Source organism: Ventrimonas faecis, from assembly GCF_040096075.1.
In the GTDB taxonomy this organism is placed as follows: domain Bacteria; phylum Bacillota; class Clostridia; order Lachnospirales; family Lachnospiraceae; genus Brotaphodocola; species Brotaphodocola faecis.
The window spans coordinates 63,236-89,236 of the sequence record NZ_JBBMFJ010000005.1 but is presented as its reverse complement, the minus strand read 5'-3'; the positions used below and the strand labels follow the sequence as shown (position 1 = coordinate 89,236).

21 protein-coding genes and 1 tRNA gene are annotated in these 26,001 nt (G+C 51.5%); all 22 read right to left on the bottom strand.

Features of this window, described 5'->3' with window-relative positions:
* Nucleotides 1-71 precede the first annotated feature (71 nt).
* Nucleotides 72-899, bottom strand: a complete 828-nt coding sequence (locus tag WMO41_RS04145) for a TPM domain-containing protein (protein WP_349228682.1) — start codon at nt 897-899, stop codon at nt 72-74.
* Between the two features lie 15 nt (nt 900-914).
* Nucleotides 915-2,006: a hypothetical protein gene (locus WMO41_RS04140; protein ID WP_349228681.1), complete on the bottom strand. Its 1,092-nt coding sequence runs from the start codon at nt 2,004-2,006 to the stop codon at nt 915-917.
* A 90-nt stretch (nt 2,007-2,096) separates the two neighbouring features.
* Nucleotides 2,097-3,542, bottom strand: coding sequence for an SPFH domain-containing protein (locus WMO41_RS04135; protein WP_349228680.1), 1,446 nt, complete (start codon nt 3,540-3,542; stop codon nt 2,097-2,099).
* A 348-nt stretch (nt 3,543-3,890) separates the two neighbouring features.
* Nucleotides 3,891-5,894, bottom strand: coding sequence for a molecular chaperone HtpG (gene htpG, locus WMO41_RS04130; RefSeq protein WP_349228679.1), 2,004 nt, complete (start codon nt 5,892-5,894; stop codon nt 3,891-3,893).
* A gap of 146 nt (nt 5,895-6,040) precedes the next feature.
* On the bottom strand, nt 6,041-7,054 hold the full coding sequence (locus tag WMO41_RS04125; RefSeq protein WP_349228678.1) for an ABC transporter permease subunit: 1,014 nt from the start codon (nt 7,052-7,054) through the stop codon (nt 6,041-6,043).
* A complete protein-coding gene (locus WMO41_RS04120; RefSeq protein ID WP_349228677.1) occupies nt 7,054-8,115 on the bottom strand; it encodes an ABC transporter permease in 1,062 nt (353 codons plus the stop codon). The genes WMO41_RS04125 and WMO41_RS04120 overlap by 1 nt, the downstream gene beginning before the upstream one ends.
* A gap of 2 nt (nt 8,116-8,117) precedes the next feature.
* Complete coding sequence (locus tag WMO41_RS04115) at nt 8,118-9,635, bottom strand: sugar ABC transporter ATP-binding protein (RefSeq protein ID WP_349228676.1); 1,518 nt, start codon at nt 9,633-9,635, stop codon at nt 8,118-8,120.
* 174 nt (nt 9,636-9,809) lie between these two features.
* Nucleotides 9,810-10,895: an ABC transporter substrate-binding protein gene (locus tag WMO41_RS04110; protein WP_349228675.1), complete on the bottom strand. Its 1,086-nt coding sequence runs from the start codon at nt 10,893-10,895 to the stop codon at nt 9,810-9,812.
* 199 nt (nt 10,896-11,094) lie between these two features.
* A complete protein-coding gene (locus WMO41_RS04105) occupies nt 11,095-12,618 on the bottom strand; it encodes a sensor histidine kinase (RefSeq protein ID WP_349228674.1) in 1,524 nt (507 codons plus the stop codon).
* The gene (locus WMO41_RS04100) at nt 12,615-13,742 is read right to left on the bottom strand and encodes a response regulator transcription factor (protein WP_349228673.1); all 1,128 of its coding nucleotides are present in this window, start codon (nt 13,740-13,742) and stop codon (nt 12,615-12,617) included. Before WMO41_RS04100 ends, WMO41_RS04105 begins: the two co-directional genes overlap by 4 nt.
* 9 nt (nt 13,743-13,751) lie before the next feature.
* On the bottom strand, nt 13,752-14,252 hold the full coding sequence (locus WMO41_RS04095) for a DUF5721 family protein (RefSeq protein ID WP_349228672.1): 501 nt from the start codon (nt 14,250-14,252) through the stop codon (nt 13,752-13,754).
* Between the two features lie 80 nt (nt 14,253-14,332).
* A complete protein-coding gene (locus WMO41_RS04090; protein ID WP_349228671.1) occupies nt 14,333-15,328 on the bottom strand; it encodes a peptidylprolyl isomerase in 996 nt (331 codons plus the stop codon).
* Nucleotides 15,318-16,817, bottom strand: a complete 1,500-nt coding sequence (locus WMO41_RS04085) for a DUF2130 domain-containing protein (protein WP_349228670.1) — start codon at nt 16,815-16,817, stop codon at nt 15,318-15,320. Before WMO41_RS04085 ends, WMO41_RS04090 begins: the two co-directional genes overlap by 11 nt.
* Nucleotides 16,818-16,951: 134 nt before the next feature.
* Nucleotides 16,952-17,734: an HAD family hydrolase gene (locus tag WMO41_RS04080; RefSeq protein WP_349228669.1), complete on the bottom strand. Its 783-nt coding sequence runs from the start codon at nt 17,732-17,734 to the stop codon at nt 16,952-16,954.
* A 375-nt stretch (nt 17,735-18,109) separates the two neighbouring features.
* Nucleotides 18,110-19,096 (bottom strand): diaminopimelate dehydrogenase, encoded by a 987-nt coding sequence (locus tag WMO41_RS04075; protein WP_118733256.1) that lies wholly within the window; start codon nt 19,094-19,096, stop codon nt 18,110-18,112.
* A gap of 95 nt (nt 19,097-19,191) precedes the next feature.
* Nucleotides 19,192-20,271, bottom strand: a complete 1,080-nt coding sequence (locus tag WMO41_RS04070) for a M20/M25/M40 family metallo-hydrolase (protein WP_177292880.1) — start codon at nt 20,269-20,271, stop codon at nt 19,192-19,194.
* A 77-nt stretch (nt 20,272-20,348) separates the two neighbouring features.
* Nucleotides 20,349-21,215 carry an ABC transporter ATP-binding protein gene (locus WMO41_RS04065; protein ID WP_349228668.1) on the bottom strand — a complete coding sequence of 289 codons (867 nt, stop codon included), beginning with the start codon at nt 21,213-21,215 and terminating at the stop codon, nt 20,349-20,351.
* Complete coding sequence (locus WMO41_RS04060) at nt 21,212-22,207, bottom strand: ABC transporter ATP-binding protein (RefSeq protein ID WP_349228667.1); 996 nt, start codon at nt 22,205-22,207, stop codon at nt 21,212-21,214. The genes WMO41_RS04065 and WMO41_RS04060 overlap by 4 nt, the downstream gene beginning before the upstream one ends.
* A 13-nt stretch (nt 22,208-22,220) precedes the next feature.
* Nucleotides 22,221-23,069: an ABC transporter permease gene (locus WMO41_RS04055; RefSeq protein ID WP_349228666.1), complete on the bottom strand. Its 849-nt coding sequence runs from the start codon at nt 23,067-23,069 to the stop codon at nt 22,221-22,223.
* 3 nt (nt 23,070-23,072) lie between these two features.
* Nucleotides 23,073-24,002 carry an ABC transporter permease gene (locus WMO41_RS04050; protein WP_118530493.1) on the bottom strand — a complete coding sequence of 310 codons (930 nt, stop codon included), beginning with the start codon at nt 24,000-24,002 and terminating at the stop codon, nt 23,073-23,075.
* 128 nt (nt 24,003-24,130) lie between these two features.
* Nucleotides 24,131-25,780: an ABC transporter substrate-binding protein gene (locus WMO41_RS04045; protein ID WP_349228665.1), complete on the bottom strand. Its 1,650-nt coding sequence runs from the start codon at nt 25,778-25,780 to the stop codon at nt 24,131-24,133.
* A 109-nt stretch (nt 25,781-25,889) separates the two neighbouring features.
* Nucleotides 25,890-25,977, bottom strand: a tRNA-Ser gene (locus WMO41_RS04040).
* Nucleotides 25,978-26,001: the final 24 nt, after the last annotated feature.

Below are 26,001 nucleotides of genomic sequence, written 5' to 3'. Positions count from 1 at the left end.
TGACAAGTAGGATTTCTGTTCTTTTTTCAGGACATAAACATTTTTTTGACGACTGACTTTTATTTTGGTTCCTAGAACTTTCCGCCACCGCCCCCATGTGTCTTGCCGGAGGATGAGGTGTGGGTGCTGCTGCCGCCGGAGCCGGAGCTCTTTTGCTGTGGCTTTTCGGTTCTGGTGACCTTGCGGTAGAGGAAGAAGTCGCTGCTGTTCGTTACCTTCATACTGCCCGGACGAACGTAATTGCGTGCTTCCTGCTGCATTCCAACGCTCTTCAGCTCGCTCTTATTGACGCCGACTACTATAAGCGCGCCGCCAAGACCCACTACGAAGGAAATTCCAAACCAGATCGGAGACAGCGGTTCCTTCGGCATATGGTCTACATCGTAAGGTTCTCCGCTGTTTGCCTGGGTAATGAAATTGTCACACTGATCCGCATAGGTTTCGAATGCGTCCAGATAATTTCCATCTGCCAGATCCGGTTTTATCTGTTCCCCGATGTACTGGATGCCTGCATCCGTAAATGCGGTAATTCCATATCCGGATGTGGAAATGTACCAGTCATGGTCTTCCAGGCTTACCAGCAGCAATACACCGTCACGGTCCGCTCCATAGCCAAAATCACACATATCGTAAAGATCATCCGCATAATCCTGTACGCTGCTGCCGCCCAGGCTGTTTACCAGTGCCGCCGTCACATCAAAGTCCTGATTATGGCTGATTTCATCCAGTTTTTCGTTCAGTTCTTCTGCCTCATCTCCGGAAAGGATTCCATCCGGATCCTGAAACCGGCTGTACTCCTCGGAAAATCCTTCCGCATCCGCAAAGGCCGTGGCACAGCCCAGAAGGGAAAGGAGACCTGCCGCAAGCATAACGGCTGCATATGTTTTTCTCTTTTTCATCTTCCGTTCCCTCCCTTAAATTCCAAACATCCATAAGATCAGACGCAGGATGTAGACTACAATCGTAATGATGATCGTAAGCTTGATGGTCATCTTCCGTGCCGCGTTCTTGTCGGCCGGGAGGTCTCCGACGAATTTGCCGGTCTGTCCATTCATGGCAAACAGGTAATGTTTTCCTTCCCAGGTGGTATTCAGGATCCACACCGGAAGCAGCGCATACTGGGCGCTTCCATCGCGAAGCTGGATGCTGCTGTTCTCTGTCATTACAGTAGCATAGCCCTTAACGGTCTCCTCAAAGGCACGCTCGACGGATTTTTTCACGCGCTCGTTGGCCCGCGGCGCGCTCTTTTCCGAATCCACATCATAGCGGTCTGCCAGATATCCGGCCAGATAAGCTGCCTGGAACGGAACCGCCTCTTTTAAATCGTAGGGCTCAATAGATTCCATCAGATCATCCGGGATCTTGGAATCGCCGTCTACCGGCACTTTCTCAAATCCAATGGTGCCGCCCCGATTGATCAGATAAAAGCTGGTCTCTGTATAATCATATCTGCTGTCGCTCCAGAAACGGGTTCTGGTTCCGCGGTAGCGGATGTTCGCGTCTGCCTCGGTGTTGAACAGCCAGAACGGAACGTAGATACCGCGGATCTCATCAATGTGGTTCTGATCCTTGAAAATTTTCGGAAGGAGTTTCTTTCCCTCCAGATGCTTCATCAGTCCGGCCTTGGCTGCCTTTTTATCCAGCTTAAACGGAATCAGGATATCCGGGCGCAGATCACCGGAAAGCTTTCCGGTCATGACGATCGGGTTGCCGCAGAAGGGGCAGGTGGATGCCGCCGTGTTGTCGTCTGCCACGATCTCGCCGCCGCAGGATTCGCAGTGGTAAGTATTCAGATTCTGTTCCTCACCGTCTTTCCAGGCGCTTCCTTCGGCCTTCTCCCACTTCATGTCATCCTTTTTTTCCTGCTTCAGAGTTTCATCGTACTGTTGCAGCGCTTCCATCTCAAATTCCGTATCACAGAACGGACATTTCAGTTTCTGGGCCTTGCTGTCAAAGCGGATGCCGCCGCCACAGCAGGGACATTTGTATTCCTGTAATTCTCCCATGTAGTTTCTCCGATCTTTTCTCATTGGCAAAACAAACCACCGGTGCCTTGCTGCACAGCCCCGGCGGTTTCCCAGTCTTATGTACCTCTGTTATCTTACAATATCGCCCTCATCAAACGGATCTCCGCATTCCGGGCAGAATTTCGGCGGATGTGCCGGATTTTCCGGCTCCCAGCCGCACTTGTCGCACTTATAAAGCAGTGCGCCAGCCGGTTTCTTTGCGCCGCAGTTGCTGCAGAATTTGCCCTTGTTCACAGTTCCGCAGGAGCAGGTCCAGCCGTCTGCTTCTGCCGGTCTCGGTGCTCCGCACTCCGGGCAGAATTTTCCGGTTGCTGCCGTGCCGCACTTCGCGCAAGTCCAGCTGCCTGCCGGCTGCATCTTCGGCTCCGGCTTCTTTGCGCCGCATTCCGGACAGAATTTGCCAGTTGCGGTTGCTCCACAGGAGCAGATCCAGCTTCCTGCTGCAGCCTGTACAGGCTGTCCAGCCACGCCGGAACCGGCAGACTGCATAGCCTGCGCCTGCTGCTGTCCCATGGCAAACAGGTTCTGGGCGTTCATGCCGCCGCCTGCATTCATGGCCATACCCATTCCCATAAATCCGGTCATGGCGCCGCCGCTGTTGGATGCTGCTGCCTTCATGGCATCGATCTGGCCTCCCACCAGGCGTGCTGCCGCCGTGTTCGGATTGGTGGTCATGGCATTCTCTTCCCACTCGGTCAGCTTCTTTCTCTGGTCATCCGGAATGCTTAAGGAATTGATGTTGACAGAGAAGACCTCGATACCACGTTTCTGCCGCCAGGAACCGGACAGGACCTCATTTAAGGCATCGGAAATCTCCATGGTGTGGGCCGGAATCTCATAATACTGGATCTTCTGGGCAGAAAGCTTTGCCAGCGCCGGCTGCAGGGCGTTCATCATCTCGCCCTTTAAGCGGGCCGCGATCTCATCGCTCTCATAGGTATCCACGACGTTTCCGCATACATTGGTATAGAAAAGAAGCGGATCACAGATCTTGTAGGTGAACAGGCCGTTGCAGCGGATATCCACGGAAAGCTTGTAGCCAAGGGACTCATCCACTACCACGCGGAACGGGATCGGTGTTGCGGTTCCAAACAGAATCTCCCCCAGCTCCTTGGTGTTGATGTAGTAAACCCGCTGGTCCTTTGCCGTATCACCGCCGTAGGTAAAACGCTTGCCGACGATTTTAAATGTCTCCTTGATGCTGTCTCCCAGATTGCCGGTAAAAATGCTCGGCTCCGTGGAGCTGTCATAGGTAAATTCACCCGGCTCCGCGCAAACCTCCACAACTTTTCCCTGCTCCACGATCAGCATACACTGGCCGTCTGCCACTGCAATGCCGCTGCCGTTGGAAATGATGTTGTCATTGCCCTTTGTATTGACGGAACGGGAAGAGGTACGCTTCTGACCTCTCTTTACCAGTATGTCTTTGTCCATGGCGTCACAGTAGAAAAATTCCTTCCACTGGTCTGCCAGGGTGCCGCCAAGTGCCCCTGCTGCTGCTCTGATCAGTCCCATATGTAATCTCCTTTCAACTACCGTTCCCAGAAACGGAACACGTTTTTCTATGTTCCTACTATACCATATTTTGACAATAAAGGAATAGCTAATAAGGTCCGAAAGCGCCCGCCCCGCCACTATTCTTTTCCTGGCGGAGCCAATACAGCAGGAAATGAAAGAGACCGACTTCCGGTATTTTCCGCATATCTGGTTGTTTGCATCTCGATCACACGTGTCCGAATGCAGCGGATTTTCATCCGATGCAGGCGAACGCGTGTTGTGAAAGCAAGCAAACAACGATATGTGAAAATAAAGGAAGTCGGTCTCTTTCATTTCCGGACCTTTATTCGTTCCGTTCCCTAATTTTTATTTGGCTTCAGCCAGCATCATCATAATCTCATTGGTGCGTGCCACGAATCCGGTCATGCGCTCCGGGCTTAAGCTGCCGTGAGCCAACAGAGCCAGATCATAGAGCTGCTCGCAGATCTTATTGGTATTCTCGCCCTCGCCGTGATTCAGCACATACTGAACCAGCTTGTTGTTGGCATTTAATACCAGGGTCTCGCCTGCGCCGCCGAACATGGACGGATCCATGCCGTACATGTTGTACATCTTCATCATATCCTGCATACGGCGGGTTTCCTCAGAAACGGTCAGCATGGAGGAAATGCTCTCGTCTTTCAGCTTCTCAACCTTGATTTCCAGCTTGTCGTTGCCAAGGGCCTTCTTGAAGGTCTCGGTCAGAGTCTCGGAGGTCTTCTTGAATTCCTCATCGTCCTCCCTGACCTCTTCCTTGAAGGTGCTGTTTAAGTCTGCATCGATGCGCAGGAACTTCAGTCCCTCGTTCTTCTGCTCCAGGTGGCCAATGAACGGGCTGTCAATGCTGTGCGGCAGAATGACTGCATCCAGGCCCTCCTTCTTGAACATGTTGATATACTGGCTCTGCTCTTTCTCATCGGTAACGTAGAAGACGGTGTTCTCGTGCTTCTCCTTATTCTCCTCCAGGCAGTCCTTTAAGGTCAGGTACTTGCCGTCCAGGTTCTTAAAGAGGATGTAGTCGTTCATCTTCTCTGCGAATTTCTCGTCCTTGATGCAGCCGAATTTGATGAACGGAGCGATGTCATCCCAGTATTTCTCGTAGTTTTCGCGGTCGGTCTTGCACATGCCGCTTAACTTGTCGGCTACCTTCTTGGTGATGTAGTCAGAAATCTTCTTCACAAATCCATCGTTCTGCAGGGCGCTTCTGGAAACGTTCAGCGGCAGATCCGGGCAGTCGATGGCGCCCTTTAACAGCATCAGGAATTCCGGAATGACCTCTTTGATGTTATCGGCAATGAAGACCTGATTGTTGTACAGCTTGATGGTTCCCTCAATGGAATCGTACTCGGTGTTGATCTTCGGGAAGTACAGGATACCCTTTAAGTTGAACGGATAATCCATGTTTAAGTGGATCCAGAACAGCGGCTCCTTGTAGTCGTGGAAGACCTTGCGGTAGAAATCGCGGTACTCCTCGTCGGTGCACTCGTTCGGATGCTTGCTCCACAGCGGAGTGGTATCGTTTAAGGCCACCGGGCGTTTCAGGATTTTGTATTTTTCCTTAGCCGGTTCGGTCTCTACGGTCTCTTTCTCACCCTTCTCGTTTTCCTTCTCCTCGGTCTTGGCCGGCTCTACGATGGTTTCGATGATGGTGTCCTTGTCGGTGAGTTCGTCCTTCTCGATGGTCTCATACTGCGGCTCTGCCTTCTCATTATTTAAGTAGATCGGCACCGGCATGAAAGAACAGTATTTCTCCAGAACCTCTCTTGCGCGGTACTCGTTGGAGAACTCATAGCTGTCCTCGTTTAAGTACAGGGTGATGGTGGTACCCTGCTCGGCCTTCTCGCCGTCCTTCATCTCGAAGGTCAGGCCGCCCTCAGACTCCCAGTGAACCGGCTTGCTGCCCTCTTTGTAGGAAAGGGTGTCGATGGTTACCTTGTCTGCTACCATGAATGCGGAGTAGAAACCTAAGCCGAAATGACCGATGATCTGGTCTTCATTCGCCTTGTCTTTGTATTTCTCCAGGAAATCCTGAGCGCCGGAGAACGCAATCTGGTTGATGTACTCCTCCACCTCAGCCTCGGTCATGCCCAGGCCGTTATCGGTGATGGCAATGGTCTTGTCGTCCGGGTTTACGGTAACCTGTACCTTGTACTCCATGTCTTCCGGCTTGGTGTACTCGCCCATCAGCTCCAGCTTCTTTAACTTGGTGATGGCATCGCTGCCGTTGGAAACCAGCTCACGGTAGAAGATGTCGTGGTCAGAATACAGCCACTTTTTGATGATTGGGAATATATTTTCACTGTTTATGGATAAATTACCTGTTCTGCTCATAATGCATTGCTCCTTTTCGATTCAGAATGGAAAGCCGGCACATTCGCCGCTTTCAAATACCATAACGGTATTTTAATACCATGAAATCGAAAAGTCAATAAAAAATTAGCACTCAATTGGATTGAGTGCTAATAATTTATAATTTTTTAATTTTTCTTCTTTGCCATGGCAAGAATGGACTGCAGCACAATGAAGAAGCAAAGAAGTGCCGCAATGGTGATACGGGTCCACCAGGAAGATAAGGTTCCCTGGAAGGTGATGAATGCTTCGATGGTTGCCTTGATCAAAACACCAAACAGGGTTCCGATCACATTGCCGACACCACCGGTCAGCAGCGTACCGCCAATGACGGAAGACGCGATCGCATCCATCTCAAAGCCCTTCGCCTGCTCTACGAAGCCGCCCAGTGTATTTAAGCAGAACAGGATTCCGCCAACTCCGCATAAAAAGCCATCCAGCACATAGGCTTTCAGTTTTACGCGGCGGACATTTAAGCCCATCATCAGGGCTGACTGCTCATTACCGCCGACTGCGTAGATGCTGCGTCCGAATTTGGTGTAGCGCAGCATAATGAACGCCAGGATCAGGATAACCAGCGCGATCACCACCGTTGGATAAATGTACGGATAGATCATGACGCCTTTCCGGTTTACATAGCCGCCAAACGGAAGATAGATCTTTGCTTTTGCCCATGCCATAAAGGTCTCATTGGTAATGCTGATCATATCCTTGGAGATGATTGCGGTCATGCCTCGTGCAAAGAACATACCGGCCAGAGTTACAATGAATGGCTGAATGTCCATGTAGGCTACAAGGAAGCCCTGCACCAGTCCGAATACGATTCCGCTTACCAGCACGATCAGAACTGCGGGAACCGCGCCGATCTGCGCCCGCTCCATCATCCAGGCCAGCATCATGCAGGCCATAGCCACAAAGGAGCCAACACTGATATCAATGCCGCCGGTGATCATAACGATGGTCATGCCGACACCGATTACGATCAGGCCTGCGTTGGAAATAAACAGATTTAAAAAGTTCTGTGTCTTTGCGAAGCCCTGCTCCTTAAATACGACACAGCCGATGGCATACATAACAAAGAATAATACAATGGTGATCAGCAAAAGGAAGCTGGTCTGGTTCAGCTGTTTTTTCTGTTTCATTATGCAGCCTCCTTTCCCGCGTTCATCTGCGCTGCTTTTTTCTGGGCGATGGACTTACGCCATTTCGCAAAGCCAGGTGACTGAAGGGCTACGATGATAACAACCACGATAGCCTTGTACACCGGCACCTGGTCCGAAGATACATGCATTGCGTAAAGGGTTGTGGTCAGGGCCTGAATCGTATAAGCTCCGATGACAGAACCCGCCAGCGAGAATTTACCGCCTCCAAGAGAGTTGCCGCCAATTGCGACTGCCAGAATCGCATCCAGTTCCATGTTCAGTCCGATGTTGTTCGCATCCGCAGAATAGATACGGCTGGAAGCGATCAGGCCTGCCATACCAGAGCAGATTCCGCAAAACGCATACGCGAGGAACACGATCATAGTGGATTTGATTCCCACAAGCCGGGATGCTTTGGAGTTAATACCGACCGACTGGATATAAAGTCCCAGCGCCGTCTTTTTTAAGAGCAGCGCCGTCAGGAGCACCATGAGCATCGCCACAATAAACGGTGTTGGTACCGGCACATGCGGAAGGAAGCTTCCCAGAATCTTGTAGCTCTCCACACGTACATATGTAATCTGTCCATCGGTGATCAGCTGCGCGATTCCGCGGCCGGCCGTGAACATGATCAGGGTTGCTACCATTGGCTGGATTTTTAATTTCGCCACCAGAAATCCGTTAAAGGATCCGATCAGCACACCGATCACCAGTGCCGCAAGAAAACCAAGGATCAGGGGACTTGCGTACTCTGTAGCCGCGCGCTCACCGCCGGTCAGAATGTTACAGCAGACCGCCGCGCTCACAGCCATGATCGCGCCGACGGAAATATCGGTACCTGCGGATGCCGATACAACCAGAGTCATGCCGATGGCCAGGATTACCAGCTCCGACGCACGGTTGATGATATCAATGATATATCCGTACAGAACACCATCCCGGATGGAAATGGAAAAGAAGTCCGGTGTTGTCATAATGTTGACAAGAAGAACCAGTACCAGACAGAAGACCGGCAGAAATAATCTCTGCGATGTCAATTTTTTGATATTAAAATCTTTCATACTTACTGCCCCCCTGCGATCGTTGTCATGATGGAAGCCTGGTTCATCTCTGCGCCGCTCAGTTCGCCGACCTTCGCGCCATCGCGAAGAACAACCATGCGGTCACAGGTACGAAGCATTTCCTCCACTTCAGAAGAAATAAAGACGACTGCCATTCCTTTTTCTGCCAGTTCTACTACCAGTTTCTGAATCTCGGTCTTGGTTCCGACATCGATACCTCTGGTCGGCTCATCCAGCACCAGAAAATCCGGATTCGTCAGAAGCCATCTGCCGATGATGACCTTCTGCTGGTTACCACCGGATAAGGATTTGATCGGAGTTTCGCGGCTGGCGGTCTTGATCTGGAGCATATCGATGTATTTGTCGGTAAACTCTTCCTGCTGCTTTCTGCTCAACAGATGGAACATTCCCTGCTTTGCCTGCAGCGCAATGATCATATTTTCCCTTACGGAAAGATCCGCAATGATTCCTTCATTTTTACGATCCTCCGGAAGGTACGCCATACCACGGTTCATGGAATCGATCGGGTGTCTGGAAAGAAGCTTTTCGCCCTTCACCTCCAGCTCTCCGGTATCCGGTTTTTCTGCTCCGTAAATAACACGAACCGTCTCAGAACGTCCGGATCCAAGAAGACCGGTCAGGCCAATGACTTCTCCTTTGCGGATGACCAGATCAAACGGCTTGATGTAACCCTGTTTCCCAAGGCCTGCTGCCTTGATCACAATGTCTTCCCCATCAAAGCTGCGCTCGCCATCTCCGCTGTGCTTGATCGCAGCCAGGTCATCGAAATCCTTACCCATCATCTTCGCTACCAGCTGGAAACGCGGCAGCTCCGCGGTCGTAAACTGTCCAACCAGCTGACCGTTTCGAAGAACCGTGATCTTGTCGCAGACTGCATACACCTGCTCCAGGAAATGGGTTACGAAAATGATTCCGACGCCTTCATCCCGCAGCTTGCGCATCAGGGTGAACAGCTTTTCTACTTCATTGTCGTCCAGGGAGGAAGTCGGCTCATCGAGGATCAGGACCTTTGCGGACATATCCACTGCGCGCGCGATGGCGATCATCTGCTGGATCGCAATGGAATAATGATCGATCGTCTGGGTTGCTTCTGCGTTTATATCAAGGCTTTTTAAAAGCTCACTTGCTCTCTTATTCATGGTCTTCCAGTCGATCAGGCCGCCCTTTCTTGGCTCTCTGCCAATGAACAGGTTCTCTGCGACAGAAAGATTCGGACAGAGGTTAACCTCCTGATATACCGTACTGATTCCCCGCTGCTGTGCCTCCTGCGGACTGCGGTTGATGATTGCGTGATCGATTCCGTCGATCATGATCTGCCCGGTTTCAAATTCCTCTACTCCGGTAAGGACTTTGATCAGGGTAGATTTTCCGGCGCCATTCTCTCCCATCAGGGCATGGATCTCGCCCTTTTTCAGTGTAAAATCTACATTCTGCAGAGCTTTTACTCCAGGGAATGTTTTGTAAATTCCTCTCATTTCAAGAACTGAACCTTGCTCCATAAAAGCTTTGCCTCCTATCAGCTAATCTCAAACTTGCCTTATACAAAATGTTTCCTGTAAAACAAAAAGCGCGGAACCGGAAGCCTTAGCCTCCGGCTCCGCACTCTGTATCCTGCATGACGGAACTCATGTTTTATGATCCATTCCGTTCCTGTCACGGATGGTCATTCTGAATTAGTATGCTCTGTCTTTCAGAATATTTTCAAGATCCATGGAGGTATCAAAGTATGCTTCGTCTACGTACTGGATCTTATCAACCTGCTCGCCCTTTTCCAGTTTCTGGATGATCTCTGCTACACGCGGTCCATGAAGCGGGTTGCACTCGAAGGTTGCGTTCAGATCGCCTTTGATCATGGATTCGAAAGCTGCCTTTACAGAGTCAAAGCTTACTACGATGATGTCGCCGTCCGGGCCACAGGTCTTGCCTGCTGCGTGGATTGCGTCGATTGCGCCGAATGCCTCGTTATCGTTCTCACAGATAACAACGTCGATATCCGGGTAGCTCTTTAAGAAGGACTCCATAACTTCCTGGCCCTTTGCCTGGGTGAACTCACCAGACTGTCTGTCCAGCATCTTCCAATTGGAGTGCTCTTTTAACTTGTTATCCATACCTTCGGTACGGCCAACCTGTGCGGATGCACCGATGGTACCCTGAATGGTTACCATGTTGATTTCCTCGTCGCCGCGGCCCTGGTCTTCCAGATATTTAGCCAGCCAGTCGCCACAGGTCTCGCCCTCTTTTACAAAGTTTCCGCCTACCCATGCCTCATACAGAGAATCGTCGGAAAGCTGCATCTGACGGTCAGAGAGGATAACCGGGATTCCGGCTTCTTTTGCCTCTTCCAGAACGGTCTCCCATCCGGTCTCTACTACAGGTGCTACTACAATGTAGTCAACTTCCTGCTGAATGAAGGAACGGATTGCCTTGATCTGGTTCTCCTGTTTCTGCTGTGCATCATCAAAGATGAGCTTGTAACCGTTTTCTTCGGTAAAGGTGGACTTGAAGGACTCGGTGTTTGCGGTTCTCCAGTCAGACTCTGCACCAACCTGCGCGTAACCTACTGTGATCAGATCGCCATCGGCTTTTCCGGATCCGGCATCGGCTTCTTTACTCTCTTCTGCTTTTGCCTCGGTCTCTGCAACCTCAGTCTTTGCTGCTTCTGTCGGAGCTGCTGTTGTCTCTTTTGCTCCGCCTCCACAAGCGGTAAGAGAACCTACCATAGCTGCTGTCATGGCGATTGCCATCAGTTTCTTTTTCATAAATACCTTCCTCCTTTTAAATATGATTTCGAACTCACATCGTACTTTTATTATAAGAAAAAGCCCTGTTTTTTGAAACAGAGCTTTTTTTGAAAAAAATGGATTATTTTACTGTTTTTGCTGATTTTCTCGACGTTTTTTTCTCTTTTTCTCGAAATTGGTGTGTTTTCTTTCAATGGACGTGTGTTTTCTTTTAATTTTACACCGTCTGCTTCCCTGCCGGCTGTCCATGTCCGATATAAATTTTCACACAGGTACCGACCTGTTCTTCCGATTCAATCGTAATTGACGCCTCCGTTCCATAATACATCCGGATGCGCTGGGCCACATTGGACATACCAAAACCGCCTTTGTCACTGACTTCCGCGGTAACATTTCTGCCGCTCACCTTGTCCCTGAGGCTGCTTAAAGTGGCCTGATCCATTCCATGACCGTCATCTTCCACTTCAAACACCAGCCCGCTTTTGTCCTCATAGCCGCGGATCACAATGGTGCCTCCGCCCCGCTTATTTTTAATGCCATGGTAGAGCGCGTTTTCAACGATTGGCTGAAGCAGCATTTTCAGGACCCGTTTGTGCAGGATCTGCTCCTCAATGACGATCCGGTAATCCAGAATATCCTCGTAGCGGATTTTCTGGATCTTTAAATAGCTTTCAATGTGGCGTTTTTCCTCTTCAATGGGAATAAAATCAGAGCCGCCGGAAAGAACCGTCCGGAAAAAATCGCTGAGATCGGAAGTCATTTCCACCACCTTCCGGTTATCTCCGTCCTCCGCCATCCAGACGATGGAATCCAGGGTATTATATAAAAAGTGGGGATTGATCTGTGCCTGCAAAAGCTTCATTTCCGCAATGTGAAGGTTCTTCTGCTCTTTCCGGATCCGCTCGATCAGCCCTGCGATTTCCTCACTCATCTGGTTAAAGGTACGCGCAAGCACGTTGATCTCTTCTAAACTCCCCGTCTCGGCCCTGGCATTCCAGTCTCCGTTTCCCAGACGCTCCGCCGTCATTTTCAGGCTGCTGATCGGCCTGGTCACCGAATTGGTCAGCATCGCGGAAAACATGATTCCGGTCGTCAGAATGACGGTCAGGAGGACCATAAAGGCATAAACGCTCTGCCTGGTATGAATTTCCAGATCCCGCTGCAGATTCTCCATGTTGCGGGTTTCGTAATAAATGTATTTGTTGATATAGTCCTGGATCATGGAGCACAGGCCCTGGACATCGTTTTCCCATATGGAAGCGCTCTCGTCATACCGCCCTGCCTTATTGGAATTCTCAACCATCTTCTCCACGGCTTTTTCCAGGGAATCGAGGCAGGATAAGATTCCTTTGATGCTGATATCTCCATCGCTTCCTGAAGTTCTTGCAATCCGTTTTTCCATGTCGTACCGGGCCTCCTCGATCATGTGGAACGGATTTTTTACTACCGTGGCATACTGGCTCTCCCCCTCCAGAATATCTCCGCTTTCGAACTCCTTTGTATTGATCAGGCCGATCATAACCCGGTACATGGAGTATTCCATATCCGCCTTGAAATTCATATTGTAGGTATTGATGACCTTCAGATTGGCCATGATCCGGTTATAGGAACTGGAGTAATTATAGATCATGGCAACAATGCCAAGAACCATCACGGTAAGGGGAATCACCGTAAGCATGATCAGAAGACGCATCCGGTCTTTTAAAGATACCCTGCTGGCTACCCGTTTCGCAATGTTCATACCGTTCTTCTTTCTGGCTCCTGCCCGCCATTTTTATAGTCCTTCGGGGATATTCCCGTCACCTTCTTAAACGTGGCGCTGAAATAATGCGGATCATTGTACCCGACCCGTTCCCCGATCTCCGAGGTCCGAAGCGTCGTGCAGCGAAGAAGTTCACATGCTTTATCAATTCTCAGCTTTGTCAGGTACTCCACAAAGGACTGCCCGGTCTCCTGTTTAAAGATGGAAGAAAAGTAGCTGCTGCTGACGCCGACCTGCGCCGCTACCGTATTTAAGGAAACCTCATTGCTCTCAAAATGCTCTGCAAGGTACTGCTTTGCGGTATCGATCAGAGAACCATAGCGGTTGCCGGATACCCGGTCCCGCTCTGCAATTGCGAACGCGAACAGCTTTTTCAGGTAAGAAATGGTCTGTTCCTCGCTCCCGACAATTTTCGGAATATATTTGATGTCACCCAGCTCCGGTGGAATTTCGTCTGTATGGCCGTCGAGTCCCTTTAAAAATTCCTGCACACAGAAAAATATGTCAATGGTCATGTACTGGCGCAGCAAAAGAGACCGGTAGTTATTTTCTCCCACCGCCGCAAGGTACTCGTCAATAAACATACCTTCTTCCCCGGCGGAACCAAGCTTCAGAAAATCATTGATCAGCTTTCGGTCCACTCCCGTGTAATCGGTCTTATCGAGGAATTCATTGTATTTTTCATAGCTCACAAAGTAACGTTCCAGCAATCTGGATTTTTCTTTTTCTTCCCGGATTTCTTCCCTTACTTTGCGGAGTACTGCCGTCAGACTGGCGGCGGTAACCGGTTTGAGCAGATATTCACTGATTCCAATGGTGATGGCCTCCTTGGCGTACTCAAACTCATTGTATCCGCTGAGAATGATGATTTTTGTATTCGGAAGGGCCTTTTTTACCAGATGGCTTAACTCCAGCCCGTCCATAAACGGCATCTTAATGTCCGTAATCAGAATATCCGGCTCCGTCTTTAAAATCTGCGGGTACGCGTATTCCCCATCCCCGGCTTCCCCTACAAACTCAAAGCCGTTTTTCTCCCACTCTACATTCTTTTTGATTCCGCGGCGGATGATTGCTTCATCCTCCACAAGAAATACCTTTACCATACCCGCCTCCTAGTTTGCCTCCACACAGGGAATCTGCAGTTTTTTGAAATACCTGCGCACGGTATCATCCCATTCCAGCTCAATCTGTTTATCCAGCGTAAACACCTTAAGCGAGGTTCCGGTCACACAGGACGCCGCATGGTTCTCGTAGCGGATATTCAAGTAAAGTGCCGCCACTTGCTCTGCCGGGAAATCCGGCTTCACCCGGCGTATGAATTTCTCATTCTCCTCCGGCGAAAGCTGCATGGTAATCTGAAAGCTCTCCGGCAGCTTTTTCCCTTTGATCAGGGAATAGCAGAAGGGGCGCAGGGTTTTCCAGGAAGAAAGCTCCTCAATGCGGTTTTCTTCCAGTTCCTCATCCGAATAGTAACCCTGGCGGATCCGTCCGTCTATGGTAAAACTGTTGAAGGTCACAATATTAGCTTCCCGCACCAGCCAGTGGTCAAAGGTCTCCCCCATAAAAAGCTGCGCGGTAAATGTTTTCAAGTCCTCTATTTTTAATGCGATCATGCGCAAATCCCCCTTTTTGCTGCCTGCTTTTGTTTCTGCCCTGCGGCGCGCCATGCTGCGTTTCCCGCTGCCAGCACCTTCTACTCGCCCATCACCTCGTGGTACCGCGTAAAGAAATCTGAGGTGGTGCAGTCCGCTCCGTCACTCAGAGAGACCTTGTTCCAGATACTGCCCTCAATTTCCACCTTGTGCTCTGCCTCAAAGGAATCATAAATGCTCCGAAACGCCTTGTTTTTGCTCTCCAGCGCCATATTGTTTTTCCGTTCCAGCGTGGCATCCTCATCAAAATCATTGACACATTTCACTACATACCATTTCCCCTGCCATAAAAATGGCTCCGCAACCGCACCGGTTTCCAGCGCAAACACCGGGTCTTCGTAGGCGGCATCCCGCTCGCCGCGCCCGACGGTCACATCAATTTCTGAATTTTCCGATTCTTTTCTGGCAGTGGCCGCAAAATCCGCGCCCTCGTTTACAACCTTTTCGTACACTTCCCGTGCCTTTGCTTCCTCGCTCATCACAATTTCCTGTACCTGGATTACCCGTGCCTCGCTGTCACTGATTTCCAGACTCACATCCTTCGTCAGCTCATCCACCAGCTTATTCGCCCGGTGATAGGCCTCGTACATCGTGTATACATCGTCCCGTGAAGCCTTTATGTAAGCCTTGTCCGCATCGGTGAGGGAAGCATAATAATCATCTGCCAGCTGCTTTAACTGTTCCCGCTCCTGGCTCGTCAACGTCAGTCCCTCTTCATCTGCCAGAAGATTCATAGACTTGATCTCACTTAAAAAGGTACGGATCTGCTCCAGCAGATAGGTCTGAAACGGCGTCTTGTCATCACTGACCTCCACATTCCAGATCTGGTCCGTGTAAACCTGGCGGTAACGGTTGCGCTCCGTGGCTATGACGAGCATCGTCTGGGCGTCCGTATACCCTTCCGCATCCGCACTGTCAGACACCATGGGAATGTTGACACTGCAGGCGGTGAGGAAGGTAAGCTGGGCCGCCGCAAAAAGCGCCAGAATAACTGCCCGAAAGCAGCGCTTCTGCTTTTTTATGTTCTTACTCTGCATCCTGCCCAACCTCCACCTGTTTCTGTTCCGGAATGGCCGCTGCCCGCGCCTCGGCAAATTTCTCCTGCATGGTCGGATTCTTCCAGGTCAGCTTCTTGATGGTCAGATCATCCAGCTTGTTGTTGGCCAGACGCAGATTGTTCTCCGACGCCAGCAGATTGTCCTTCACCTTCTGCAGATGGTCAATCGTCTTATCAATCTCGTCGATGGCCTTCTGGAACCGGTCACTGGCCAGCGTGTAGTTGCGGCCAAACTTATCCTTAAAATCCAGAAGTTTCTCCTCAAAGTGGGTAATATCCAGGTTCTGGTTGCGCATTGTCTCCAGTTCCCGCTTGTACTGCAGGGAATTCATGGCCGCGTTTCGCAGAATGGTGATGATCTGAATGAAGAACTGCGGACGGATCACATACATCTTCGGATACTTGTGGGACATATCCACAATGCCCGTATTGTAATAGTCGTTGTCCGCCTCCAGAAGGGTTACCAGCACTGCGTACTCGCAGCCCTTCTCCCGGCGGTCCTTGTCCAGTTCCTTTAAAAAGTCCGCGTTCTTATGCTTGGTGGCTGTGGTCTCGTTCTCATTTTTCATCTCAAACATGATGGAGATATATTCCAGACCGTTCTCATCGTAATCCCGGAAGATATAGTCGCCCTTGCTTCCGCTTTTAGAAACTTCATTATCTTTTTCGAAGTAGGCATTCTGAAAGCCGATAGCCCGCACCTGATTGAAAGATACCTCGCAGTGCTGCTCCAGAGTCTCGCCCACCATTTTGGTGGACTGCTTCGCCTTTAAGTCGCGGTAGTACTCAATCATCTCGTCCTTGTCTTTTAACTGGATCTCGTAGCGCTCCTTAACAGCTTTTTCCTCCAGCTGACGCTCCGCTTCATAGCGCTCCTTCATGGACTGCTCCTGCTGCTTCAGCTGCGCCTCATAACGTTCCTTCAGTTCAGTCATGGATGCCTGCTGCTGTTTGAGCTGCACGCCATAACTTTCCTGCTGCTGTTTAAGCTGCATATCATAGCTTTCCCGCTGCTGTTTCAGCTGCGCGTCATGGCTTTCTCTCAGAGTTTTCTCCTGCAAAACTGCCTGTTTTTCCGCCAGCTCTGCCTGTTTTTTCGTGAGCTCCGTCTGCGCCTTCAGCTCTGCAATTTCGTCCTGCTGACGCTGAATCTGCTCCTGCAGCTGCCCTTTTAACACCGTCTCTGCCTTCGCCACCGCCAGCTCCTGTTCCTTCCCGGCCTGCTCACCCCGAGCCTTCAGCTTCAGGATCTCTGCCTCCTTCACCGCCAGCTGCTTCTCGTAGCTTTCGGCAGTCTGGGACCTTGCCAGTTCCAGGGCCGTCCGCTTCTCCGCCTCCAGAGAGGCCTGCTGGCGGGTCAGTTCTTCCTTAAACTCCTTGTCCCGCACCTGCTTTGCGATCGCAGCATAACCCTTCTCATCAATCTCAAATGGTTCCCCACAGTTGGGGCACACCAGTTTCTTTTCCATATTCCGTCAAATCCTTTTCTCAGATCCAGTCTCTGTTGCCTCCTGACTGCCACTGTCCGCTTTGACCTGGCTTTTTCCTGTCAGCTTGTGTTCTTTTTCTGTAACTGTTCAGTACCTTCACAGTTACCTTTTTCTTACACCAGCAGCTTCAGGATTTTCAGCACACCGTCCCTCACATTGGTGTCTGCCTGAAATCTGGCTGCTGCCTTCACTTCCGGTCTTGCGTTTCCAATGGCAAAGCTGTAGTAAGCCTGGCCTAGCATCTCAATATCGTTTAACTGGTCGCCAAAAGCAATGGTCTCCTCCGGCGCAATCTCCAGACTCTCCTGTAACAGCTTCACGGCTGCTCCCTTGTTCACGCCGGTTGCCATGCAGTCCAGCCACATATCGCCGGAAATAGTCATTTTCAGGCGGTCGCCGTACTTTTCGCGCAGTTCCTTCGTGTGCCCCTCAATGTCTGTTTTCCGGTATGCGGACACCTTGATAAACTGGTCATCCACCGCCAGAACATCCGCCACACTCTTTGCCTGAAATTTGTAGCCGTTCAGAATCCAGTCCTCAAATTCCGGATCCGGATTTTCCATGTAAGCCACATCCGGTCCGCCCACCATGACCGTCAGCCCCGCCTTGCGGATATCCTTCACCAGTTCCTCCACCAGAGAACGGTCAATGGGATTTACAAACAGCTGACGTCCATGGCAGCCCACATAAGCGCCGTTGTCCGACAGATAAAAAATCTTCTCCTTGATCGGGTCAAACACCTGCTCAATACTCGCCCACTGCCTTCCACTCGCCGCCGCAAACTGCATACCCTTCTCTCTGAGCTTTAAAATCACCTCAAACAGTTCCGGATTCAGCTCATGGCCTCCATCCTCCAGCAAAGTCCCGTCAATATCCGATACCACCAGCTTAATCATGGGGTCCTCCTATTCTATCCATTACTTCACAATCATCTCATACCCTACTAACTTACACTATAAGCCCCCAACCGTCAAGAGGACCATTTTGCAGCCACGAAAAGGGCAGGAAGAGAATGAGACCGCCTGCCTATATTTTCACATATCGTTGTTTGCTTGCTCTCACAACACCTGTTCGCCTGCATCGGACTTCATCCGCTGCATTCGGACACGTGTGTTCAAGAGGCAAACAACCAGATATGTGGAAAATACCGGCAGGCGGTCTCATTCTCTTCCTGCTTTACTGGCTGCGCTACTGATTAAAAACCACGCGAGCACAATGTATGAGGGCACCGGAACTTCGGACCTTTATTCGATTTTGTAACTCAAATTTTTTTAGAGCATATGTGCCCGCAGCTCTTCTGCGCTCTTCGGGGACAGGTATGCCGGTGCTACATCAAATACGGTCTTGCATCCGCTCATGCCCTCTTTGTTCATGCGGCTGACTGCTCTTGCGTAAGCCACGATCACAGAACCGGTAAACTCCGGGTTGGAATCCAGCTTTAAGCTGTACTCGATCACGTGCTTATGCTCTTTCTCCATTCCGGTTACGCCGGTACGGATCACCATACCACCGTGCGGCAGTCCGCTGTGGTCGCGCTTCATCTCTTCCTCGGTGATGAAGTGGACGGTGGTGTCGTAATCGGAGAAGTAGTTCGGCATGGTCTTGATCTCGTTCTCGATCTTAGCCAGATCTGCGCCTTCCTCAGCTACTACAAAGCACTCTCTGGTGTGTTTCTCTCTGGTGGTCAGCTCCGGGTTGGAACCGCTTCTGACTGCCTCGACTGCCTTCTCTACCGGGATGGTGTACTGTCTGCAGTCCTTTACGCCCTCGATGCGGCGGACAGCGTCAGAATGTCCCTGGCTTACGCCCTTGCCCCAGAAGGTGTAATCCTTGCCTTCCGGAAGCACACAGTTTGCGTACAGGCGATTTAAGGAGAACATACCCGGATCCCAGCCACAGGAAATGAGGCTGACCTTGCCTGCCTTCTTTGCTGCTGCGTCTACAGCTGCGAAGTGCTCCGGAATTCTTGCGTGGGTGTCGAAGCTGTCTACTACGTTGTACATGGAAGCGTACTGCGGAGTCTGTACCGGAAGGTCGGTTGCGCTGCCGCCGCAGAGGATCAGCACATCCAGCTCGTCCTGCATATGGGACAGCTCATCTGCCTGAAGAACCTTTACGCCTGCGGTGCGAACCTTTACGTTCTCCGGGTTTCTGCGGGTGAAGACTGCCTTCAGCTCCATATCATCATTCTGGGCAATGGCGCTCTCTACGCCTTTTCCCAGGTTGCCGTAACCTAAAATACCAACTCTGATGCTCATAACTTTGTTCTCCTTTTTTGTGTATATTCAGGGGGCCATTTTAAGCAGCCCCTTGCTGGCTTTTCTCGTGATACCTTTTCCTGCAGTTCTGCGCCTTAGATCTGCGCGTCCTTTACGTACCAGTAAAGCAGTTCTACGCTGTCCACCACATCGCGGATATCGCAGACTTCATAGGAATGCACATAACGCATCGGAATCTGAATGCCGCCGCTTTTGATGCCACCGTTCAAGGTCTGCATAAAGCTTGCATCGGTGGCACCGGCCGCATAGGCCTCGATCTGGTAGGGGATATCGTGGGCCTTTGCGATCTGCTTCATCTCCCGGACTAAATCCCGGTTTGCGAGGATGCCGCCCACACCAGTGCTCAGCTTATCCATCACCTTGATGGAGGTGCCACGTCCCAGCTCGTTGATGTAGCGGCTCTCGGAAACACCCGGAATGTCCACCGCCAGGCTCATGTCCAGAGCCAGGGCCACATCCGGCTTTAAGCGGGTGGCTGCCGCAATGGCACCGCGGGCTCCCACCTCTTCCTGAGTGGAAAACAGGCCGTAGATATCCGGCACATCCGCATCATCCTTTAAGAGTTTTAACACCTCTAAGAGAATAAATACCAGTGCCCGGTCATCTAATGCCTTTGCGCCTACCCGGTGCTTTCCAAGGAAGATCACCGGATAGCAGATGGAAACAGAATTGCCTTCCTCGATTCCCATCTCATATACTTCCTCGCGGCTCTCCGCGCCCACTTCAATGTAAAACTCCTGCGCGGATTTCGGCATCTCGGAGCAGCGATCCGGACGGCCCGGATGCAGGGACTGCACAATGCCGTCCACATGGCCGGTCTCAGTCTTAATGATCACATGCTTGCCGAAAAACTGCTGCGGCGCGATGCCGCCCAGCGTCTCTACCCATAAAAATCCTTTGCTGTCGATGTGGCGGATGATGAGTCCGATCTCATCCATATGGGCTGCGATCAGCACACTGCCCTTTTTGTTTCCTTTCTTATATGCAATGAGGTTTCCCATCACGTCATCGGAAAGCTCTACGTCACAGTCTGACAGCTCTTTTCTTAACAGATCTGCCACTTCATCCTCAAACCCGGAAGGTCCCACTGCGTCACACAGCGGTCCGATCAGGGCACGGAAATCCGCTTCAATCTGGCTTCTATCCAGTTTCATAAATTGCTTCCTCCGTTGTTTCTTTGCGTTCAGAACCGATTGTCGTTCCCGTTCACACATGGTGCAGAAACCGGCAATCAGCTGTTCTCCTTATCCAGTTCATCATAGCACGCCTGGTACGAAGAATCAAATGCTTCAAAATCCATTTTTTCTCCGATTTTCGGGATACTGCGCAGGAGCAGCTTTGTGTAGTCGTGCTTCGGATGAGAGAAGATCTCGTCCCGGGTTCCCTCTTCCACCACATGTCCGCGGTACATGACCATCACGCGGTCCGCAATGTGCTTGACTACGCCCAGGTCGTGGGAGATGAAAATATAGGAAATGTTTAACTTCTGCTGAAGTTCCTTTAACAGGTTGATGATCTTCGCCTGCACAGACACATCCAGCGCAGACACCGGCTCATCACAGATGATGATCTCCGGCTTTAAGATGATGGCCCGGGCAATGCCGATGCGCTGGCGCTGTCCGCCGGAAAATTCATGGGGATAGCGGTCCGCAAAGTCCTTGTTCAGGCCCACCATCTCCATGGTATCCAGGATCAGCTTCTCGCGCTCTTCCTCAGTCTTGTAGCAGTGCTCGATATCTGCCGGTTCCCCAATGATATCCCGCACCGTCATACGCGGATTTAAGGAGCTGTAGGGATCCTGGAAGATCATCTTGATGTTTCTGCGGGCTTTTTTCAGTTCTTCGCCCTTTAATTTCAGGAAATCCTGCCCCTTTAAGATGACCTCGCCGGAGGTCGGCTCCGTCACGCGGATCAGGGATTTCACGGTGGTGGATTTACCGCAGCCGCTCTCGCCTACGATGGCCAGCGTCTCGCCGCGGTGCAGTTCAAAGCTGACACCGTCCACGGATTTCACATATTCCTTTTCCCCGAACAGGCCCTTTCTGCCCACCATATAATATTTCTTTAAATTCTTTACCTGAAGGATCGTCTCACTCATGCCTGCGTTCCCCCTTTGCTCGGATTCTCTTCATATAAGAAGCAACGCACCAGATGGCCACTGTTCTCTACCAGCGCCGGACGCTCGTTCCCGCACCGCTCTGTCGCATGAGTGCAGCGTGGGGAGAAAATGCAGCCCTTCGGCAGATCATAGAGCATTGGCACACTGCCCGGAATGCTGAGCAGCGTATCCTTTTCCTCATCCAGGCGCGGGATGGCGGCCTGCAGTCCCTGAGTGTACGGGTGCTTCGGCTCGGTAAAGATTTTCTCGCCCTCCGCGTACTCTACCAGCTGTCCTGCGTACATGACCGCTACCCGGTCTGCCATCTGGGAAATGACACCCATATCATGGCTGATGAAGATAACAGATGTGCCGGTCTCCTTCTGCAGGCGGCGGATCAGTCCCAGGATCTGGGCCTGCACCGTTACATCCAGCGCCGTGGTCGGCTCGTCACAAATCAGCAGCCTCGGGCGGCAGATCAGCGCCATGGCGATCATGATACGCTGGCGCATACCGCCGGAAAGCTGGGCCGGAACCTCGGAAAATACTTTTTCCGGGCGGGAAATGCCAACGGAACGGATCATGGCAAGGGCCCGCTCTTTTGCCTCTGCCCTGCTCACCTTCTCGTGGGCGGTAATGGTCTCCACGATCTGGCGTCCGCAGGTCATCAGCGGGTTTAAGCTGGTCATGGGTTCCTGGAAGATCATGGAGATGCCCGTTCCGCGGATCTTCCGCAGGTCTTTCTTCTTCATACCCACCAGCTCCTGGCCTTCAAACTGAATGCTGCCCCCGGTCACCTTGCCCGGATGGGCAATCAGTCCCATGATGGCAGATGCCAGCATACTCTTTCCACATCCGCTCTCGCCCACGATGCCAAGGGTTTCTCCCGCCTTCAGGGTAAGACTTAAACGGTCGATGACCGGAAGCTCGCCACGGTCGGTAAACAGGCGCACATCCAGGTCTTTGATTGTAAGAATGTTTTCGTTTTCCATTTCGTCTTCCTTTCTATTTGCGGAGCTTCGGATCCAGCACATCCCGCAGGCCGTCGCCCAGCGTGTTGAAGGCGATCACGGTCAGGATGATGCACAGACCCGGAAACAGGCTGTAGTAGGTGTTGGTACGGATGAAGGTCTGGGCGCCGGAAATCATGGAACCCCAACTGGCTGTCGGACTCGGCACACCCAGGCCCAGATAGCTTAAGCTGGCCTCCGTCAGGATTGCGGACGGAATACCCAGAGTACAGGACACGATCAGCATCGGAATACAGTTCGGGAATAAGTGCTTTAAAATGATGCGCAGGCTGCTTCCGCCGTCAATGCGGCAGGCCTGAATGTACTCCTGCTCCTTTAACTGCAGCACCGTGCCGCGGATCAGACGGGCAGTATTGGCCCAGGATAAAAAGCCCAGGGTCAGATACAGGTTCATGAGTCCGGAGCCCAGCGCGTACATCAGCGCCATGGCAAACAGCAGGGCCGGGAAGCTGGAAAACACCTGGATCAGGAACGAGATCACATCGTCCACTTTCTTTCCAAAGTAACCGGCACACACACCCATGAAGTAACCAATAACCGACGCAATCAACTGGGAGATCAGGCCGACACTTAAGGATACCCGGCAGCCGTAAAGACAGCGGGTCAGAATGTCACGGCCAAACTCATCGGTTCCGAACAGATGCCCGGAACTTGGGAACAGCAGCTTATCTGCCAGCACCTGCTTGTTCGGATCATAGGGAGTCAGAACCGGTGCCAGGATAGCGGACACGGTCAGGATCACCAGGATCAGCAGGGACAATACCGCCAGTTTATTTTTCCAGAACAGCTTTAAGCTCTCGGAATAGTAATTCTTTTTTCTCATCAGCTATTCTCCTTTCGTCAGGCGGATGTTCGGGTTAATAACCGCATACAGAATGTCCACAATAAAATAGATCAGGACACAGATGGCCGCCACATAGATGACGCCGCCCTGCACCAGCGGAATGTCTCTGCGGTGAATGGCATCGATCAGAAGTTTTCCGATTCCCGGAATGTTGAACACGTTCTCGGTGATCATGGAACCGGTCAGAAGCGCACCGATATCCGTACCGATCACGGTGATGATCGGCACCAGGGCGTTCTGGAAAATATGGATCAGGATGATGCGCCAGGAATACAGGCCCTTGGCGTATGCTGTTTTGACAAAGTCCTGTCCGGTCACCTCCAGCATGCTGGCGCGGGTGATGCGGGCAATGGATGCCGCGTAGCGCACACCCAGAGCCGCGGAGGGCAGCACGTAGCCGATCGGGCTCTTTACACCGGATACCGGGAAAATATCAAAACGCAGTCCTACATAAATCTGGAGAATGATCGCTACCCAGAAAGACGGGGCGGAAATTCCCAGGGCGGAAAGGCTCATAAGAATGCGGTCCAGCGGACGGTCATGGTAAACAGCCGCCAGAATACCGGTGGTCAGGCCCACGATCAGCGCTACAATATAGGCTGCGGTTGCCATGATGACCGTGTAATGGAATGCCTGCAGGATCAGGGTAATGACCGGTTTCTTCTGGAAATAACTGGTTCCCATATCTCCGTGCAGAAGGTCTTTCAGCCAGTTAAAGTACTGGACCGGAAGCGGGGTGTCAAGTCCCATCTGGGCCTTTACCTGGGCGATCTTGTCCGCATCCGCGAACTCACCCAGCATTGCCGCTACCGGGTCTCCCGGGATCACGTTCAGGATAAAGAATGTGATCAGGGAGATGGAAAAAATGATGCCGACAGCCAGGGCCGCCCGCTTTATGATATATCGGATCAAGCGATCTCCTCCTTTTTGTTTCGTAAAATAGATAAACAGAAAAAAGGGAGTCCGTTTTGCCGGACCCCCACGCGCCGGAGCGCTTTTGTTTTCACTGGGCCGTGTGCCCCTGTGAATGCAGATTCTGCTTACTGGTTCTGTGCTGCGGTATCAACATCCACATTCCAGAAATGATAGATCAGGTTGCCAACCTTGTAGTTCTTCACATACGGTTTTGCAATGAACTGGGACTGCGGATAGTACAGCGGGATGCATGCGTAATCCTCGCGGGACAGGATCTTATCTGCCTCTTTGTACATATCTGCGCGTGCAGTCTCATCGGTAGACTTTCTTGCCTCGTCTAAGAGCTTGTCAAAATCATCGTTCTTGTAGAATACGCCCTGTGCGTCAGATCTGTTGGAGTAGAAGTAGTTGTACATCTGGAAATCTCCATCCGGGTACAGCGCGTTCCAGGTGGTTCCGGTCATCGGGATCTTGCCTGCGGTTCTGTCGGAGTTGTAGGTTGCGTTATCAACTACGGTCAGATCCAGGTTAATGCCAACCTCAGCCAGGTAACCCTGAATAGCGGAAAATACTGCCTGATCAGCCTGACGGACCTCCGAACTGATGGTGATGCCATCTGCATAGCCAGCCTCAGCCAGGAGTGCCTTTGCCTGCTCCGGATCATACTCGTATACGGAAAGGGAATCGTCATGTCCCGGGATGCCGTTGTTTAAGTAGGAGGTAGCCGGAATGCCAGCGCCGTTTAATACTGCGCTTACCAGCTCCTCACGGTTGATAGCCAGGGAGATGGCCTTTCTTACGTTCACATCGCTTAAGTACTGGTCGTTTAAGTTCAGGGAAATGAATGCGGTTCCCAGCGGATGGTAAGCAGTGATCTCATCTGCGTAGTTTGCCTCATACTGGCTTAACAGGCTTGCGTTTAAGTCTGCCAGGTCAATGTCGCCGTTCTCATAGGCGATCAGCTTGGTCTGGTCATCATCGTAGAAGATGATATCCAGCTCGTCTAAGTTTACCTCGCCGCCGTGGTAATCCTCGTTCTTCACAAGAACAACCTGGGTGGTGTCATCGTTCTCTGCAATCTTGTACGGGCCGGTACCGATCAGATTGGTGCCAAGACCCCAGTTTTCGCCTGCCTCGGTACATGCGTCCTCCGGGAAGATATCTGCGTAGGAAGTACCGATGTTCTTTACAAACGGTGCAAATGGATACTCCAGGGTGATGTTGAAGTGGTAATCATCCACAACCTCAAAACCAGCCAGCTCGGTGGCGTTGCCAGCCAGCATATCCTGTGCGCCCTTGATCATGTTGAAGTAAGCGGTACTCTTTGCAGCAGTAGCCGGGTTGAACATACGCTCAAAGGTAAACTTAACATCCTTACTGGTCAGCTCGGTGCCGTTGGTGAAGTGTACGCCCTGCTTTAACTCAAAGCTGTAGGTCAGGCCGTCATCAGAAACGGTTGGGAAATCGGTTAACAGAACCGGCTCCTCATTGTTGTCATCGTCGAAACGAAGCAGGCTCTCTGTTACCTCATCTGCGATGGACGCGGATCTGGAGTTGGTGGAAGTCTGCATATCCAGGCCCTCGCCTGCGTTTGCCTGTCCAAAACGCAGCACTTTCTTTGCGCCGTCCTCGCCTGCGGTCTCAGCGCCGCTCTCTGCTGCAGCGCTGTTCTGGTCTGCTGCCGCAGTGCTCTCGGAAGTCTTGCCGCCACAGCCGCTTAATGCCAGGGCTGCAACACTGGCAGATACCAGAGCCGTTAAAAATTTCTTTTTCATAACTTTTCTCCTCTCATGTGGAACTTTTATGAAGGCGCGTTCAGAGGAAAATTCCCTCTAAACACAAAAACCGGAACCCCCGGAGATCCGGGGAATTCCGGTTGTTTTACGGAGATAGAGAGATTTGAACTCTCGCGCCGGTTGCCCAACCTACCGCATTTCGAGTGCGGACCCTTCAGCCACTTGGGTATATCTCCATCCGTTACCGGCACTGTAACGCT